This is a genomic window from Marispirochaeta aestuarii (assembly GCF_002087085.1).
Classification (GTDB): Bacteria; Spirochaetota; Spirochaetia; order JC444; family Marispirochaetaceae; genus Marispirochaeta; species Marispirochaeta aestuarii.
Genome location: NZ_MWQY01000019.1, coordinates 32378 through 47109, shown reverse-complemented (window position 1 = coordinate 47109; position 14732 = coordinate 32378). Strand labels below are relative to the sequence as shown.

General features: G+C 49.7%; 9 protein-coding genes and 1 CRISPR repeat array. Of the genes, 1 reads left to right on the top strand and 8 read right to left on the bottom strand.

What is annotated here, in order from left to right; all coding sequences use genetic code 11:
- Nucleotides 1–14 precede the first annotated feature (14 nt).
- Nucleotides 15–1331, top strand: coding sequence for a hypothetical protein (locus B4O97_RS15435; RefSeq protein ID WP_083052197.1), 1317 nt, complete (start codon nucleotides 15–17; stop codon nucleotides 1329–1331).
- Nucleotides 1332–1483: 152 nt separating this feature from the next.
- Nucleotides 1484–4964: direct repeats of the CRISPR family, unit length 32 nt; unit sequence GTTTCAATCCACGCGCCCGCGAGGGGCGCGAC.
- Nucleotides 4965–5139: 175 nt separating this feature from the next.
- Here B4O97_RS15435 and cas2 read toward each other — a convergent pair.
- From cas2 to B4O97_RS15395, 8 genes are all read right to left on the bottom strand, one after another.
- Nucleotides 5140–5430, bottom strand: a complete 291-nt coding sequence (gene cas2, locus B4O97_RS15430) for a CRISPR-associated endonuclease Cas2 (RefSeq protein ID WP_083052196.1) — start codon at nucleotides 5428–5430, stop codon at nucleotides 5140–5142.
- 5 nt (nucleotides 5431–5435) lie between these two features.
- A complete protein-coding gene (gene cas1c, locus B4O97_RS15425) occupies nucleotides 5436–6467 on the bottom strand; it encodes a type I-C CRISPR-associated endonuclease Cas1c (RefSeq protein ID WP_083052194.1) in 1032 nt (343 codons plus the stop codon).
- Complete coding sequence (gene cas4, locus B4O97_RS15420; RefSeq protein ID WP_083052193.1) at nucleotides 6464–7123, bottom strand: CRISPR-associated protein Cas4; 660 nt, start codon at nucleotides 7121–7123, stop codon at nucleotides 6464–6466. Before cas4 ends, cas1c begins: the two co-directional genes overlap by 4 nt.
- Before the next feature lie 162 nt (nucleotides 7124–7285).
- Complete coding sequence (cas7c, locus tag B4O97_RS15415) at nucleotides 7286–8155, bottom strand: type I-C CRISPR-associated protein Cas7/Csd2 (protein ID WP_096348901.1); 870 nt, start codon at nucleotides 8153–8155, stop codon at nucleotides 7286–7288.
- A 17-nt stretch (nucleotides 8156–8172) separates the two neighbouring features.
- The gene (gene cas8c / locus B4O97_RS15410) at nucleotides 8173–9909 is read right to left on the bottom strand and encodes a type I-C CRISPR-associated protein Cas8c/Csd1 (protein ID WP_083052190.1); all 1737 of its coding nucleotides are present in this window, start codon (nucleotides 9907–9909) and stop codon (nucleotides 8173–8175) included.
- The gene (cas5c, locus tag B4O97_RS15405) at nucleotides 9906–10634 is read right to left on the bottom strand and encodes a type I-C CRISPR-associated protein Cas5c (protein ID WP_083052188.1); all 729 of its coding nucleotides are present in this window, start codon (nucleotides 10632–10634) and stop codon (nucleotides 9906–9908) included. The genes cas8c and cas5c overlap by 4 nt, the downstream gene beginning before the upstream one ends.
- Before the next feature lie 9 nt (nucleotides 10635–10643).
- The gene (locus tag B4O97_RS15400) at nucleotides 10644–12875 is read right to left on the bottom strand and encodes a CRISPR-associated endonuclease Cas3'' (RefSeq protein ID WP_083052187.1); all 2232 of its coding nucleotides are present in this window, start codon (nucleotides 12873–12875) and stop codon (nucleotides 10644–10646) included.
- A gap of 378 nt (nucleotides 12876–13253) precedes the next feature.
- Nucleotides 13254–14681: a hypothetical protein gene (locus tag B4O97_RS15395; protein WP_143305738.1), complete on the bottom strand. Its 1428-nt coding sequence runs from the start codon at nucleotides 14679–14681 to the stop codon at nucleotides 13254–13256.
- Between the last annotated feature and the right edge of the window lie 51 nt (nucleotides 14682–14732).

The window sequence follows — 14732 nt, the reverse complement described above, 5'->3', positions numbered from 1 at the left end:
GGTAATATACTCCTATGGCTTCATCAGCTTTTCCCTCTGAACTCGGTAGCGAAGACCGGGAAACCGGCAAGCGATACCTCCGGCGTTTTGTCATGCTGAACGGTATTTCCATCGCCTTTCTGATGAATGATCTTCTGATCCTCTACGGGATCCGAAACGGATTGTCCGATCCTCAGCTGGCCGTGCTGGCCTCGTTTATGCATCTGACCATGCCCTTTTTACTGGCTGGCAAACTGCTTATCCCCCGTTTCGGCCTTGCCCGGACCTGGGGGTACGCCTGGCTTCTGCGTTATATCTTCGGGTCTGTCCTGATTGCGGCACCCTTTATTGCCCTTGGTTTTTCCCAAACCCTTGTTACCGTCACAGTCTTGCTCGGCGCCTTCGGGTTCTCCATGTTCCGCAGCATCGGTATTGTGGCCAATACCCCCCTGACCGGGGAGGTCACCGTGTACGAGGAACGGGGCAGTTTCTTGTCCGGAAACTGGGTGCGCTCCCAGACAGCCTACTTCTTTTCAGTTTCCGTCGTTGTTGTGATTCTGCGTTTTTTTGACAAGGTATGGGTATATCAGGCCGTTATAGCTCTGGGCTGTCTTGTGGGTTTTTACGCGAGCCGTCAGCTTCTTAAAATCCCCGAGTCCTCAACCCCCAGTGAATCGGCGACAATGCCCATACGGGATACCCTCAGACTGATCAGAAGAAATGCAAAGTACCGGCGCCTTCTTGGAGGCTGGGCTGCGGGGATCTCTTCCTTTGTGCTGGTTATTCCCTTTTCCATCGTGACCATAAAGAACGGATACCACATATCCGATTATCATGCTCTTGTGTTCTCTCTTTTTATCCTGGCGGGGGGGATTCTCTCCTCCTACACCAACGGCAGGGTAGCCGATACCATTGGACCCCGGCCTCTTTTAATACTCTACATCTGTGGATTCTTTATCAGCGCTGTGTTCTGGTCATTTGCTCCACAAGAGTTCTTCACCGTCGTCACAGCCCTGATTTTTCTTCTGCAGGGGTACTGCAAGACAGGACTTATTATTGCAACGAACCACTATTTTCTGCAGGCCGTTCAGCCGACCGACCGGGTTGGGCTTTCACTCTTTGCCCGCATGACCGGCGGACTGGTGGCAGGTATAGCCAGTGCCCTGGGGGGAGGAACCGCCTTAAGCCTGATTCGGGCCGTCGGTGTGGAGGGCCTTGATGTCTACCGGGTCTTTTTCAGGCTTGTGCTGGGAATACTTGCTCTGTTGCTGGTACTGGCATTAAGGACAGAAAGACTTAGTGGTGAGAAGAGCGGATTGGCATTATTAAAAATGTGGCGTGGGAGGCGATAAATGCAATAGATTATAGATGACTGAGTATAAGGCATCTGGCAAGAACAAACCGGATCCCTGATGGAAACAGTACAGCCTGCAGACATCTAATTAGTCATAATTCCTGCAACAGCTTATAAAAGTAACCCGTACAATCTAACAAACCCACCCGTGTTTCAATCCACGCGCCCGCGAGGGGCGCGACCTACGACAAGGAAATTCTACAACCGGAGTTTAAAGTTTCAATCCACGCGCCCGCGAGGGGCGCGACCCGCCTCAGAAGGGGGTTGCAGCCGCCCGGGAGTTGTTTCAATCCACGCGCCCGCGAGGGGCGCGACCAGGAGGTGAAGTACCTCTATGACGAGGGATTCATGTTTCAATCCACGCGCCCGCGAGGGTCGCGACCAGCCGTTGCGGATATTGCAACAGGTGAGCTGGTTGTTTCAATCCACGCGCCCGCGAGGGGCGCGACCCCAGATCACAACCGCGTAGGCATTAGCCGCGGTGTTTCAATCCACGCGCCCGCGAGGGGCGCGACAAGGAAAGCCTCACGCCTGCGGGGAGTCGATAGAAGTTTCAATCCACGCGCCCGCGAGGGGCGCGACAAAAGGACAAATCCTGAACATTGCTGTATTCAGGTTTCAATCCACGCGCCCGCGAGGGGCGCGACGAGTATCCCGCATACGAACCCGAGATTTATCACTGTTTCAATCCACGCGCCCGCGAGGGGCGCGACTTCACCAGGCGAAGCAAGCTACATGTTAAAGAAGTTTCAATCCACGCGCCCGCGAGGGGCGCGACAAGATTCCCGGCATTCGGCGCATACAGCAGAACGTGTTTCAATCCACGCGCCCGCGAGGGGCGCGACCCCGGAAGCCTGTCTACTGGTCAGACTTAGATAAGTTTCAATCCACGCGCCCGCGAGGGGCGCGACTTGTACTCTTTAAGTTTCTCGTGGACGTGGTCAGGTTTCAATCCACGCGCCCGCGAGGGGCGCGACGAGGCTGAGCAATGGAGCACATGAGCATTTTAACGTTTCAATCCACGCGCCCGCGAGGGGCGCGACCACGGTTTTTATCAACACAACCGGCGAGCGGTACGTTTCAATCCACGCGCCCGCGAGGGGCGCGACCAGGGTGTAGACATGCTCATAATCGGCAAAAACCGTTTCAATCCACGCGCCCGCGAGGGGCGCGACAGGCTACACGCGGGAACGCGACAGGGCAAAAACGCGTTTCAATCCACGCGCCCGCGAGGGGCGCGACCCGATCAATTCGGGGAAGAATAAGAGTTTTATCGTGTTTCAATCCACGCGCCCGCGAGGGGCGCGACTTCCGATGGCATACGTGTTTTCCCAGACTTTGCGGTTTCAATCCACGCGCCCGCGAGGGGCGCGACCCGGCCTTCTTGCTTGCCGAATCAAGCCCTTGCTCGTTTCAATCCACGCGCCCGCGAGGGGCGCGACCCGTTTATCGCGTGGGCTTGTAGGTGACTCAGGTGGTTTCAATCCACGCGCCCGCGAGGGGCGCGACAATCTCTGGAATGCTTAACGGTCGCAGAGGAAACGTTTCAATCCACGCGCCCGCGAGGGGCGCGACACGCTCACCTATGGCTCTAATGCTCCATTAGATGGTTTCAATCCACGCGCCCGCGAGGGGCGCGACATTATGCGATAACTGGTCATAGCACATCATCGAGTTTCAATCCACGCGCCCGCGAGGGGCGCGACGTGGATCTGCGGCAATATCTCCAACAGTTGCAGGGTTTCAATCCACGCGCCCGCGAGGGGCGCGACTGGGTGAGCGCCGATGTAGTACAGCCGGTTCCTTTGTTTCAATCCACGCGCCCGCGAGGGGCGCGACGCTTTAACGCGGCCTTAATAACCTTGTCTTCGTAGTTTCAATCCACGCGCCCGCGAGGGGCGCGACGCGCGGTATCGTTTATACCGCCCACAGATTTTTGGTTTCAATCCACGCGCCCGCGAGGGGCGCGACCATTCCCCCCGGGGCAATACCCCGTACACTCAAGGTTTCAATCCACGCGCCCGCGAGGGGCGCGACAAACAGACAAGGAGAAAATCGGACTTTATATATCTGTTTCAATCCACGCGCCCGCGAGGGGCGCGACAGTGATTAGCCGTAAATCCTCCCAGCCCTTTCAAGTTTCAATCCACGCGCCCGCGAGGGGCGCGACAAGGAACCAGACAAGCCCCTGCTCAACAATATCGGTTTCAATCCACGCGCCCGCGAGGGGCGCGACTGCCTCCTATCTCCTCGCCAGTTTGACACAGACAGTTTCAATCCACGCGCCCGCGAGGGGCGCGACAGAATTCCGCAGTATAACAAACACCGATTATCAAGTTTCAATCCACGCGCCCGCGAGGGGCGCGACTTCAGGACCGTCTTGACAGCGTGTGCGGTCCTGAGTTTCAATCCACGCGCCCGCGAGGGGCGCGACCTATTCTTAGTATGTCTGATTTTGCCAGCATCATGTTTCAATCCACGCGCCCGCGAGGGGCGCGACCGGAACTCAAGAGTCAGTTAATGAACTTGAGTCAAGTTTCAATCCACGCGCCCGCGAGGGGCGCGACCGGAGTTAACACCCCCACTCAGGTGTGTGATAGATGTTTCAATCCACGCGCCCGCGAGGGGCGCGACGGTAACAACCTGGAGTCTCGCTGGAGTATCATCCGTTTCAATCCACGCGCCCGCGAGGGGCGCGACCCCTGACCCTCCCCCGTGTCCCGGGGGAGACTGATGTTTCAATCCACGCGCCCGCGAGGGGCGCGACCAATTCTCAAGTACTGGCCGATCAAAAACAAGAAAGTTTCAATCCACGCGCCCGCGAGGGGCGCGACCCGATATACGGCACACAGGCGCAGGAGATAGGCAGGTTTCAATCCACGCGCCCGCGAGGGGCGCGACCAATGGACAGGAGCAAAGATAAATCAGTTTTATCGTTTCAATCCACGCGCCCGCGAGGGGCGCGACGTGTGTCAGCGGTGCTATCCTGTCTAAGATGTTTTGTTTCAATCCACGCGCCCGCGAGGGGCGCGACCAGGTTATAGATGGATTCCATCGACATAAGGTCGGTTTCAATCCACGCGCCCGCGAGGGGCGCGACACCTTACGCAAGCGATACAAGGAGCTAATCAATGGTTTCAATCCACGCGCCCGCGAGGGGCGCGACCACAGCGCGGGAAAAGTAGCTGACGGCGCTGTATAGTTTCAATCCACGCGCCCGCGAGGGGCGCGACTCCGAGGTCATGGCAGGCTATGCGGATTGATCCTGTTTCAATCCACGCGCCCGCGAGGGGCGCGACACAGCGAATGGGTATTCAAGTGGGATGGTGCAGAGTTTCAATCCACGCGCCCGCGAGGGGCGCGACGATTGAGGAGTACGAAAAGATATCAAACCAAATAGTTTCAATCCACGCGCCCGCGAGGGGCGCGACACATATATCCCAAAACAGAATATGATATGGGATATGTTTCAATCCACGCGCCCGCGAGGGGCGCGACCCGGAAATGCTGGATTGCCTTATACGAATAAGAAAGTTTCAATCCACGCGCCCGCGAGGGGCGCGACTTGCGGGTTTCGTGGAATTTGTCCCGGAGCTCATGTTTCAATCCACGCGCCCGCGAGGGGCGCGACATAAGTACAGTTAAATATATATCATAAAATAAATTAGAAGGTCAATTTCGCGAACCTCAGGTTCAAGACTACATTTTACATGATATCCTTCTCTGATTTTTCAAAGATCCTTACAATATAAAGAATTATTTTATCTGCGATTGTCCCGGATTTTTCTGTTTCATCAAGGTTCGCGTCATACAATTATCGGGGCATCAACATCCATAGATTGTTTAGCTCCGACATGTTCCACACGGTTTTTATAATTCGCTCCAAGATAATAATACCGTAAGCTATCAGTATCTGTATCGATTATCTTCTCAAGGGTATTTTTTAATTTAGTCCATTGGGCAGGATCGACGATGCATTCAAATACGGAGAACTGGACCCGTTGTCCGTAATTCTGACAAGCTTTAGCGATCTTTCGTAGTCGACGTTGACCCCCTTGCGTTGTGACTGCCACATCATAACTTACCAATACCATCATGATTTTTACCTCCAGAAGAATGGGGGATATCCATCAATATCGCCACGTATATGCCGGGCTAACAGATTTGCCTGCACAAAGAATAGCAGACCTATCTGGACCTTTTCCTCTATATATGGGTGGTATACTTCCTTCTGTTTTCGGTTCTGATATTCTGTTAAAAGAATTTTCCGAGTATCAGTATCCATTACCACAGCACCATTTTCTGCTATAGTAAATCCTGCTGGGCTCACTTGTCGCCTGTTTATCAGTGACAGCACCAGCCGGTCTGCAATGACTGACCTAAACTCTTCAAGCAGATCAAGAGCAAGAGAAGGGCGTCCAGGTCTGTCTCGATGTAGAAATCCTACTGCAGGATCAAGCCCTACAGTTTCCAGCGCAGAGCGAATATCGTGAGTAAGGATGGTATAGGTAAAGGACAACATGGCGTTTACCGCATCCAAAGGAGGTCTGCGGCTACGTTCTTTAAAATAAAACCCTTCTTTCTGATCAATAATAAGATGATTAAACACGCCAAAATACCTGGCAGCACCTGTTCCTTCTATACCTCTGAGCTCATCTGTGGTTTCTGTTCTGTCTATCTGACGGATTAAACCGGATAACTGTTCAGAGGCATCAGAAATGGATTGTAAGTCTGTTTTCATCCCATGGTCTCGTTGTGCCCTGTTCAGAACTACCCGTGAATTAGCCAGTTTGGCAGCTACAATATTTGCTGCAATTGATTTAGTCTTTTCTGGATTATCGGTCTGTCGGTACTGTTGACGCCGCAGGAGCACGTTTCCTCGTACTGGTCCGTTTACGGATGCAAGAAATCTTCCGTATTCCGTCATATAGGAGACACTTATGTCTCGCTCTGCACACAGTCCAAGCAGATAAGGGGAACAGAGCACATTACCGAAGCAGATAATATTACCGATCGTATGTATAGGTAGCTGTAATAACTTTTGTTGTCCTTGCTCAACAATTACAGTTTCACCTTCCTTATGTAGATAGCTACCCTGGGTGCTTACATAAAGGGTGTTTAATAACTTTCTCATCCTTCCCCTTCAGCTATGGCTGCTCGTATTTGGTTTTTTATGTACCGGGAGACATTTTTTCCACCGCTTTCTATTACTCTGGGCATACAAATTTCTATCAATGAACAACGATCACATTTTCTTCTGTTGTACTGTGCTGATGATGTTTTTCCGCTGTTGTTAATTTCCCGTATCCGTATGATAAGACTGGTTGTGTTGTCACGCAACTCAGAGTCGAGTATTACCGAGGTACGCCGATGTTCCTGAAGATAGTAAAACTCGCCCCGGTTAACTTTCATATCGAACATTTCTTCAAGGCATAAAGCCAGTGCACAGAGCTGTACACGGTCGAAGTCGTCCTCTTTATTGCGGCCCCTTTTGAATTCTACAGGTTTGATTTCTGTATAGCCTCCGCTTGGATCTTTTTCGAACTCCACCACATCTGCTTTTCCAACAAGCCCATGATGTAGGGATCGAACTGCCAAGCCGTACTCGGTTTTCAGCAGTCGGCGGGACTCGTGGTGTTCGTCGTCAACCCGTTCATGCAACACACGACCTTCAGCGGTAAAGCGGTTTTCTTCCCAGGCCTGTTCAAGATGAATCAGGGCATATTGCCGTTCACAAAACAACACATGCTGTAATGCGGAAATGGGTATAAGATCTTCTTCAAGGTACATTCTTTAATTCTTCCATAAATGATGAATCCGACCAAAAACGTTCAAGAAAATCCTGCCATGGCAGGTTGAAACATCATTGGTATAACGTGACCGTTGTTCTCCTCATCCGGTGATCTCGCCACACCCCCTTCACAGGGGCTTATGCCCGGATCCTAGCAAGATCTATACTGATACAATAGTTTTGAAATCCTTCAGTTTATTTCCGTCTAATTCGATGTTAAAGTCGGAGAAATCCCGGGCAGGACCATCGCTGGTTCGGGAAAAGGTAATCCTGTCGAATAATTCCTGTGCAGGCTTGTTGCCCATTGCTGAAGTATGTTCAAATATAATGAGGCGCCGGGAACTCATTAACCCCCTGGCCGCCGACCGGTCATGCTCAAACATGTTCTGTAAAGCCTCCCAGAACAGTCCCAAATCTTCCTGCGAGAATCCTGTCTGCTTTGCTAGGGGTGCTGAAACAAATCCGTGTACCCTGTATAACCCATACGGAATGGTAAATTTGCGACCCATGGTTCTGTTGTCGCCGCCCTGCTTTTCTGCTTCCTGATGTGTGGCAACAGCCATTCTGGTAATGCTGTGTTCCAAAGAAACTACCTGCTCAACGGAACGCGCGAAAGTTAGCTGTATCGGTCCTCTAACTTGACCACAGTTAATCCCTGTAGACATAACAGCGCCAAAAGTCCGTACATCGTAAAAATTTTGACACATCCATTTCCTGGCTTCTTCTACCTTGTCGCCGCCTTTTCTTTTGCCGGTGTCCTGGCTCAAATCGACTCCCAAGGCTTTATATGCGCGTTCGTTCTGATCGTTCAGGACAGCCTTCTCTTTTACATAAATTTCATAGGGAGGCTGTTCACCTTTGGCCAATCCGACATAATTGCGTATTTTACGTTTCAGGCAGACATCGGTAACAAGGCCGTTTCCGGTTTCCGCATCTATCCTGGGTAAATTGCCGGCATCGGGATCGCCGTTGGGGTTGCCATCCTTTACATCAAAAAAGAGTATAAAATCATAACGCTTATTCAATTCCATCATTTTCTCCTATATAATTATTGTTCTTTCTTTGTAAAAAAATCCTGTCGTTGATGATAATAACCAATAGCGAATTTTCCCTGTTCGTGCAGGTTGAGGTGCGGCGGAAAGTCATAAAATCTGCCTACAATCTCACCGATCAATCGCTCCATATTGGTTACCCTGCCTTTGTGCTCCATTTTTGCCATGTGATGATTTTTAAGCCGCATCAAGGTTGGAAAAACCGTGACAGGGGAACTGCATGCCGAACTGTAGTAGCGCTCCTTTATGGTTGTGTTTAATCCGGGATTTGCCTCTTCCTGGATTTTCTCCAGAACGGAAAAAAGCCGGCCCAGCTGGTAGCCTATTGACCCTTGCTCAATATCCAATGACATTTGAATCTCCTTTTCATTATTATTGGGATGAAAACGGTAATACCTGTTCAGATATGCCTTCAACAACGCAGCCCGCACAGGTTTTACCCGGTTGACGGTATCGCTTTTAATTCGCCTGATGGCGGCTTGAAGCAGGGATGCCGGATAGGGTGTTCCGTTTAGAATGGAGCGCATAAAGTCTCCGGCAATGTTTGGCGGAATATTCTCGCTTTTATCCTGGACAGCAATGTTTACAAGCAGCCTCCACAGTGAATAGAATTCCTGTTCTCTCTCCGGTTTACTAATCCGCAGATCCTCAAAGTGTTGCCTTATTCTTGCAGCAAACTCGGATACTGTTCCTGTCTGCCAGAAACGGACAGCGATACGCGCTGCATTGGGGGCCAGGCCTATCACGTAGAACCTTTCTGTTCCTATATCTTCCAGATACGCTCCTGTGTTTACAGAGTCAAAAAGGTTTCTGATACTGGAGGTATGAGAATCCGGATCATCTTTTTCCGGTTCTTTAAAAAAGGAAGAAAAATCGTTTTCAAAATGGGTCGCTTTTGCAGACCAAAACACTGTAGAGGCGTCTCCCACCTGCATTCGCTGGGCAGAACCTTTGGCGAGCAAGGTATTCAATGCAGTTGTGTAGGCGAACATTGCCCTTTTACCAACCGGAGCATTGTTGCCTTGTTGTTTATTAAAAGAACGAAAGGGATCAAGATTAAATGAAACTATATTTGCTCCGGAACTCTGCGCTCCCCACACTCCTTTTATTACAGTATGAAGCGTGGCTACCTTGTCCTCTTCTCCGGTAACCATGCATAATCCCGGTGCTGATTCTGTTGCATTCTCTTTCCTAAGAGCAGAGACAACAGATTCACTTTGACAGAACAGGATATTTTCATCTTCAAAGCGAAAACTCAACACTGGATTCTTCTCATATATCTCAGCCCATGTTGGTTCCTGTCTTAGTCGATCGATGCTGATATTGTTGAGGAAGGACAGGATCGCCTGTGTTTTTTTGTTCTGCGGTAGTTCGTTGAAAATGCGCTGGTAAAAGGCCTTTTTCTGCTTAGGTGCTCGTTCCAATGCTTTTGCTTTTTTACTTTCGTCCAGCTTATCCAAATATGATATACCGAAAACATATCCAGCAACGTCCCAGAGAAGATTTGCGGCAATCCCGGATGTCTTTTTTACACCTTCTGGAACCAGAAACTGTTTAGCTCTTCGCTCTTTTCCCATACCCTCACGGGTATCTTCAATCTGCACCAGATTTCCTTGTGCATCAAGAACAATCACAAAGGGAATTTCCTTTAACTCCCATCCTATCGGTGCAATTCCGCTGTCAGGATCAGCTGCTTTTCTGTCATAATAATCTTTCAGTGCCTGCAGTATCATCCACGCACCTCCACGCTGTTTCTGTCAGTGTTGATGGTACCGTTTTCCAAGAGGGCACGAAAAAACATCGGTTGCGGGTCCTGTGGGTCTTCAAAGTTCAGGTCGTACAGCATCCATCCCAGATCGTCAGTCTTCTCTATAGAAGGTGGCAGATCATGTGATGGATCTACCAATTTGAAATCGCAGGCAAATTCTCTGCATCCAAGATAGGGCCTGTGAAAGCATTGCCCTTTCCTGGCCCGTCGTTCGAACATAGCCGCGTATTTTCCTTCGTTTTCATTTGCATTGACGAACTGGCTCGCTTCCTCGCTGTCGGCCCAGAACTCAGGTGTTACAGATTTGTTTCTGATTCTTTTTTCTTGTGGAATAAATTCAAACCAAGCGTGAATTCGGTAGCGAACATCCCGCAGAAAAAGGCCTGCCCGCTGTTGACGGTAATCCTCGACTGCAAATCCCATAGGATCACCACTTCGGCCATCAAGATGTGCTTGCGTTGGACCGGTAAATATTTTACCTACTTCGTTGCGACGGACAGAAATCCACTTGATTGGTTCCAGAACATCGATTCTTGTTATGTGCCAGCGAATGGCGGGTTTCCATAGAATGGCTTCATATATTGCGCGCGCGGCGGAGGGGGTCATTACATCGTAGCTAACACGCTCAACCTTCATTTCCGGACGGGTAAAGCAGGCATAGTCGCCCCAGACCTCTAGGCACCAGCTCATATCTCCTCCTTAACAACTTATATAACTTTCCGGTTCGAATAATTCCGAATCTGTTTTTAACCCTGTATTGTCATCATACTCTACATTACAAATAAGGGAGAAAATTCCCGGACTTATTTCGTGTATAGATCCGCGATTTAAAAGTTCGTCGAATTCGTAACGGTAAATGTTGACGGTAAAGCGCTGGAGTTTACGCAGCAACCATCGTTCAGGTCCGACGTTCTTTAAAAGAGTGATTAACTCATCCCCTTCTCCATAGGGAACAAGAATGCTTCTCTGCAAGGTGTCATCAATAATCTTGAAGGCCTCTCCAGCAGTTCGAAAGCTTATATCCAGGTTTTTCTGGTCCGGGGTCAGTCGTTTTATAATATCCCTGTCATCCAACGAGTTCACTTTCCAATAGAGTTCACTGAAATATTCATAAAAAACGCTTTGATCAATGGGGTCCCTTATCCCTGTACTAAGGATGCGGACGGCAGTTTCCTGGGCCTTCCGCAAGATGCCTGAAGGGGGCCTCTTTGGCGGAACAAATAATACAACCCTTCCCATTTGTTCGTTTTCGTTCAGACGTCCTTCCCGGTTGCAGCGTCCTGCTGCCTGGGCGATGGAGTCCAAACCTGCAATGGCACGGTAGACTACCGGAAAGTCCATATCCACACCTGCCTCTACAAGTTGAGTACTTATCACCCTGGTTGGTACTCCGGCTTGTAAATCGGCTTTTATCTGCTTGATTAATTCACTGCGGTGTTGGGCACACATCAATGCCGAAAGATGATATGTCCCGTGCGGCATAAGATGAAAAAGCTCTTTACAGCTTTTTCTGTCAGAGACAATACAGAGAACACTTTCGTATGCCTGTAATTCTGCTGAAAGGTCCTCCCAAGTTCTGGGTGTTTTTAAGTCATCCGGAATCTTCACATTAACGCGTTTTAACTGCCGATAGAGGGATGGAACATCCTGAACAATCTCCCTGATCGATCCCGCGGCGATCCCCGGAAATTCTGGTATATGTTCTTGCTTCTCCAGTGCAGGCTGTGTGGCCGTACAAATAACAAAGGAAACCTGGTAATGTTCAACGAGAAGTTCCATTGTCCGCAAAATCGGGTCCAGGAATATTGCAGGCAGCAGCTGTGCCTCATCCAGAATTATCACACTGTTACAGATATTGTGCAGTTTGCGGCACCGGCTGGATTTTGCAGAAAACAGAGACTCAAAAAATTGAACCGAAGTCGTAACAATTACAGGGGCATCCCAATTCTCGGCAGCCAGGCGGGCCTTAGCTGTAAGATCGTCTTCATTAAGATTTGAGTGATGCTCAACGACCTGCGCTGTGCCAAGGGCACAGCGGAACACATCGGTGTTTTGTTCAATAATGCTTGTATATGGGATGACGTAGATAATACGGTCCTTTCTGTACAATGCGGCATGATCGAGACTGAATGCCATGCTCGATAATGTTTTTCCTCCACCTGTCGGGACCGTCAGAGAAAAGAACCCAGGTTTTAGTAAGGCAGCTTTTCTACAATCTGAAAGAACCGTCTGTCTGATCCGGTTAATTTTCGTATCAGGAGATGTGCGTGAGAGATTCTCCATATACGAGTTAAAGCGAATCAAGAGCTCTTGAATCGAAATGTATCCTCCGCGATCTTTATGTTTTCCTGAATCCATATAACGTTCAGTATCCAGAAAATCAGCGTCAACCAGACAGGAAAACAACATACGGATCCAAAATGAAAGATCAAGTCCTGTCGTATCAAACTTTCGTGGCGGTTTATCTATACGTGTTCTTTGAAGGAGAGATCGAAGGTCGTCCGGAATTTTATCTACTTTCGCTTGTTGAAGTCGAAAAGCGAGTGTACTTTGAGATCCGCTCCAATCAGGTAAACCGGAATGATGTCCAGCAATGCAGAAAGACAGTATGCGACCGATTCCTTGCCCCCAGATTTCTTCGGCTAATTTTGCTCCTGGAGCAGAATGTTCCAGCTTCCCTGGAATATTTTCAAGATGGGCTTCTTCGTCATATCCATATCCGCTCTTTTTTCTTAAATATTTTTGCCATTTCTTCGGAGCTTTACCTGAATCATGCGCTATCCCGATAGCATATCCCCAGGATTCTGAATCAAAAGACCTGGCAAAAGCGGCTGATAGCTCTGCAGTTCCCATAAGATGGTCTTGCAGGTTTTGGGGTATGGCCCAAGAACCGTCCGGGTTCTGTTTAACGTGGGCGATAATTTCTTTCATTTTTTACACTGTTCCTGTATTAAGCAATTTTTCATTATAGGTTCAACCCTGTAGAGAGGAATAGCTTGGATTGACGCCCGGTATCTTTGCAAATGGTGGATTTATGAACCCCCAGGCGCCGGGCCATCTCTATCTGATGCAAACCATCAGGATGATCGAGGAGGAGCTGTTCAATCTGTATAAAACGTTCTGATCTGGACACTTTTCTACAAAGAGAACATGGCACGTATACCTGAATGTTCTGACCAAGAAAAGGTTACGCGTCTGTTAACCCGATACTGTAACAGAAATCAACATTCTATACGGCAGCCGCATGATAACCGTATAGAATGAGTATAGGCCCTTGCAGGTCGAAGTACAAGCATTTTCTCCCGCCGGCTAGTGTTCCTCCGTCCAACCGGGGATTGAAACTGATGCCTGGTAATTGGAATTGTTGAATTGCGGGTTCCGCAGGGGTTTGTACAATTTGCCGTTTTTAGGGTTGTCGTCCTGGGTATAGATCCAGATTTCGTCCTGGTTCCATGTGACGATTTCATCACGGCAGTCTCCTGTTAAATCCAAAACAGCATTGCACAGATCGGGGTGCCCGTCGTCGGGAAATACGACAACGGGTCGTCCCCAACCGTCGAACATCCCTCCCAGCTTGCAGTTGGTGGAATGCAGGAAATACTCTTGTCCGTCTCCACGCCAGTTAACCGGAAGACACATGCTGCCGAAGTTGTTGGGTTCACAGGTATGATAGATGTTGCCGTCGGCATCGAAGAAATTCAGTATTCCCTGATTTCCCCAGAAATCAATGGCCACAGTCTGCAGTCCCGGCAGATCCGGGCGCAGTTTAAGTATTGCGGGATTTTGTGCGTGGCCTACGTAGTGGTGTTTTCGAATGGTACCATTAATATCAAGGAACAAAACGCCCTCATCGCTTGCCGCGTAAAGGACGGTATCCGGTTGTGATAAAGGATCATGAAGGTTGACGATAGCGACACCATCGCTGTGATCCATAAGGAGATCGTCATGCGACCAGAGAAGGTCGCCATTGTCGTCATAGAGGCTGTAGCCGATTGCAATTTCGTCTTTACCGTCACCATCTATGTCGAAGGCGTAGGGATAATGACCGGTCTTGCACGAACCTTTCCAGATGAGTTTCAAGTCCTGATCATAAACCCAGAAATTCCAGTACCGGTCCTTGAGCAGGATGTCTCCTTTTCTGCCAAGACCACGGACGTCACAAAAAAAGATACTGTCCCCGAGTATCCTGGGGAACTGATTGTTGTGCCCGCAGCTTTCGGGTGTCGGTATCTTCTTGAGTACCCGGCCGGTGGATCCTTCGACAATTTTGATTTCGAATCCGCTGCAATAGACAATTTCAGCGGCGCCGTCTCCATCGACATCATGAACCTGAACAGCCACATCGTTTGTCAGGTACCACCCCTCAGGATCGGGTTTCCCATGACGCCACAGTATGTCTCCGGATAGATCAATCGCCGTAATGCAGCCTGTTTCCGCGTATGCGTCCCTGGGGCCGTGCTGGATCACCTGTGGAACCAGGATCTCGATTTCACCGTCTCCATCCAGGTCCCCGAAACGGAGATTCCTGCCGACTCCGAAACCGGGGGTGGCTATCTTTTTCCAGAGCCTGGGTTTCGGATTCATGGATCGCAGCTGCTCCAGTCGGTTCTTTTCATTCTTCTGTGCCGAAACGGCTATACTCCTTGCATATTCTGGTCCTGTAACTTCCACAGAAAGAAAATCCGCCGGGATATCGGAAATCAATGCGATTTTCCCGCGCTGAAAAGTATCATCCATGGTTTTAATTATTCCGATATGCGATTGAGGTTCTCCCTCGGTCGATATTGA

What these genes read in the sequence shown, in the direction of transcription:
- B4O97_RS15435 (WP_083052197.1), top strand. Translation starts at nt 15, where the DNA reads ATGGCTTCATCAGCTTTTCCCTCTGAACTCGGTAGCGAAGACCGGGAA.
- cas2 (WP_083052196.1), bottom strand. Translation starts at nt 5,430, where the DNA reads ATGATGGTATTGGTAAGTTATGATGTGGCAGTCACAACGCAAGGGGGT.
- cas1c (WP_083052194.1), bottom strand. Translation starts at nt 6,467, where the DNA reads ATGAGAAAGTTATTAAACACCCTTTATGTAAGCACCCAGGGTAGCTAT.
- cas4 (WP_083052193.1), bottom strand. Translation starts at nt 7,123, where the DNA reads ATGTACCTTGAAGAAGATCTTATACCCATTTCCGCATTACAGCATGTG.
- cas7c (WP_096348901.1), bottom strand. Translation starts at nt 8,155, where the DNA reads ATGGAATTGAATAAGCGTTATGATTTTATACTCTTTTTTGATGTAAAG.
- cas8c (WP_083052190.1), bottom strand. Translation starts at nt 9,909, where the DNA reads ATGATACTGCAGGCACTGAAAGATTATTATGACAGAAAAGCAGCTGAT.
- cas5c (WP_083052188.1), bottom strand. Translation starts at nt 10,634, where the DNA reads ATGAGCTGGTGCCTAGAGGTCTGGGGCGACTATGCCTGCTTTACCCGT.
- B4O97_RS15400 (WP_083052187.1), bottom strand. Translation starts at nt 12,875, where the DNA reads ATGAAAGAAATTATCGCCCACGTTAAACAGAACCCGGACGGTTCTTGG.
- B4O97_RS15395 (WP_143305738.1), bottom strand. Translation starts at nt 14,681, where the DNA reads ATGGATGATACTTTTCAGCGCGGGAAAATCGCATTGATTTCCGATATC.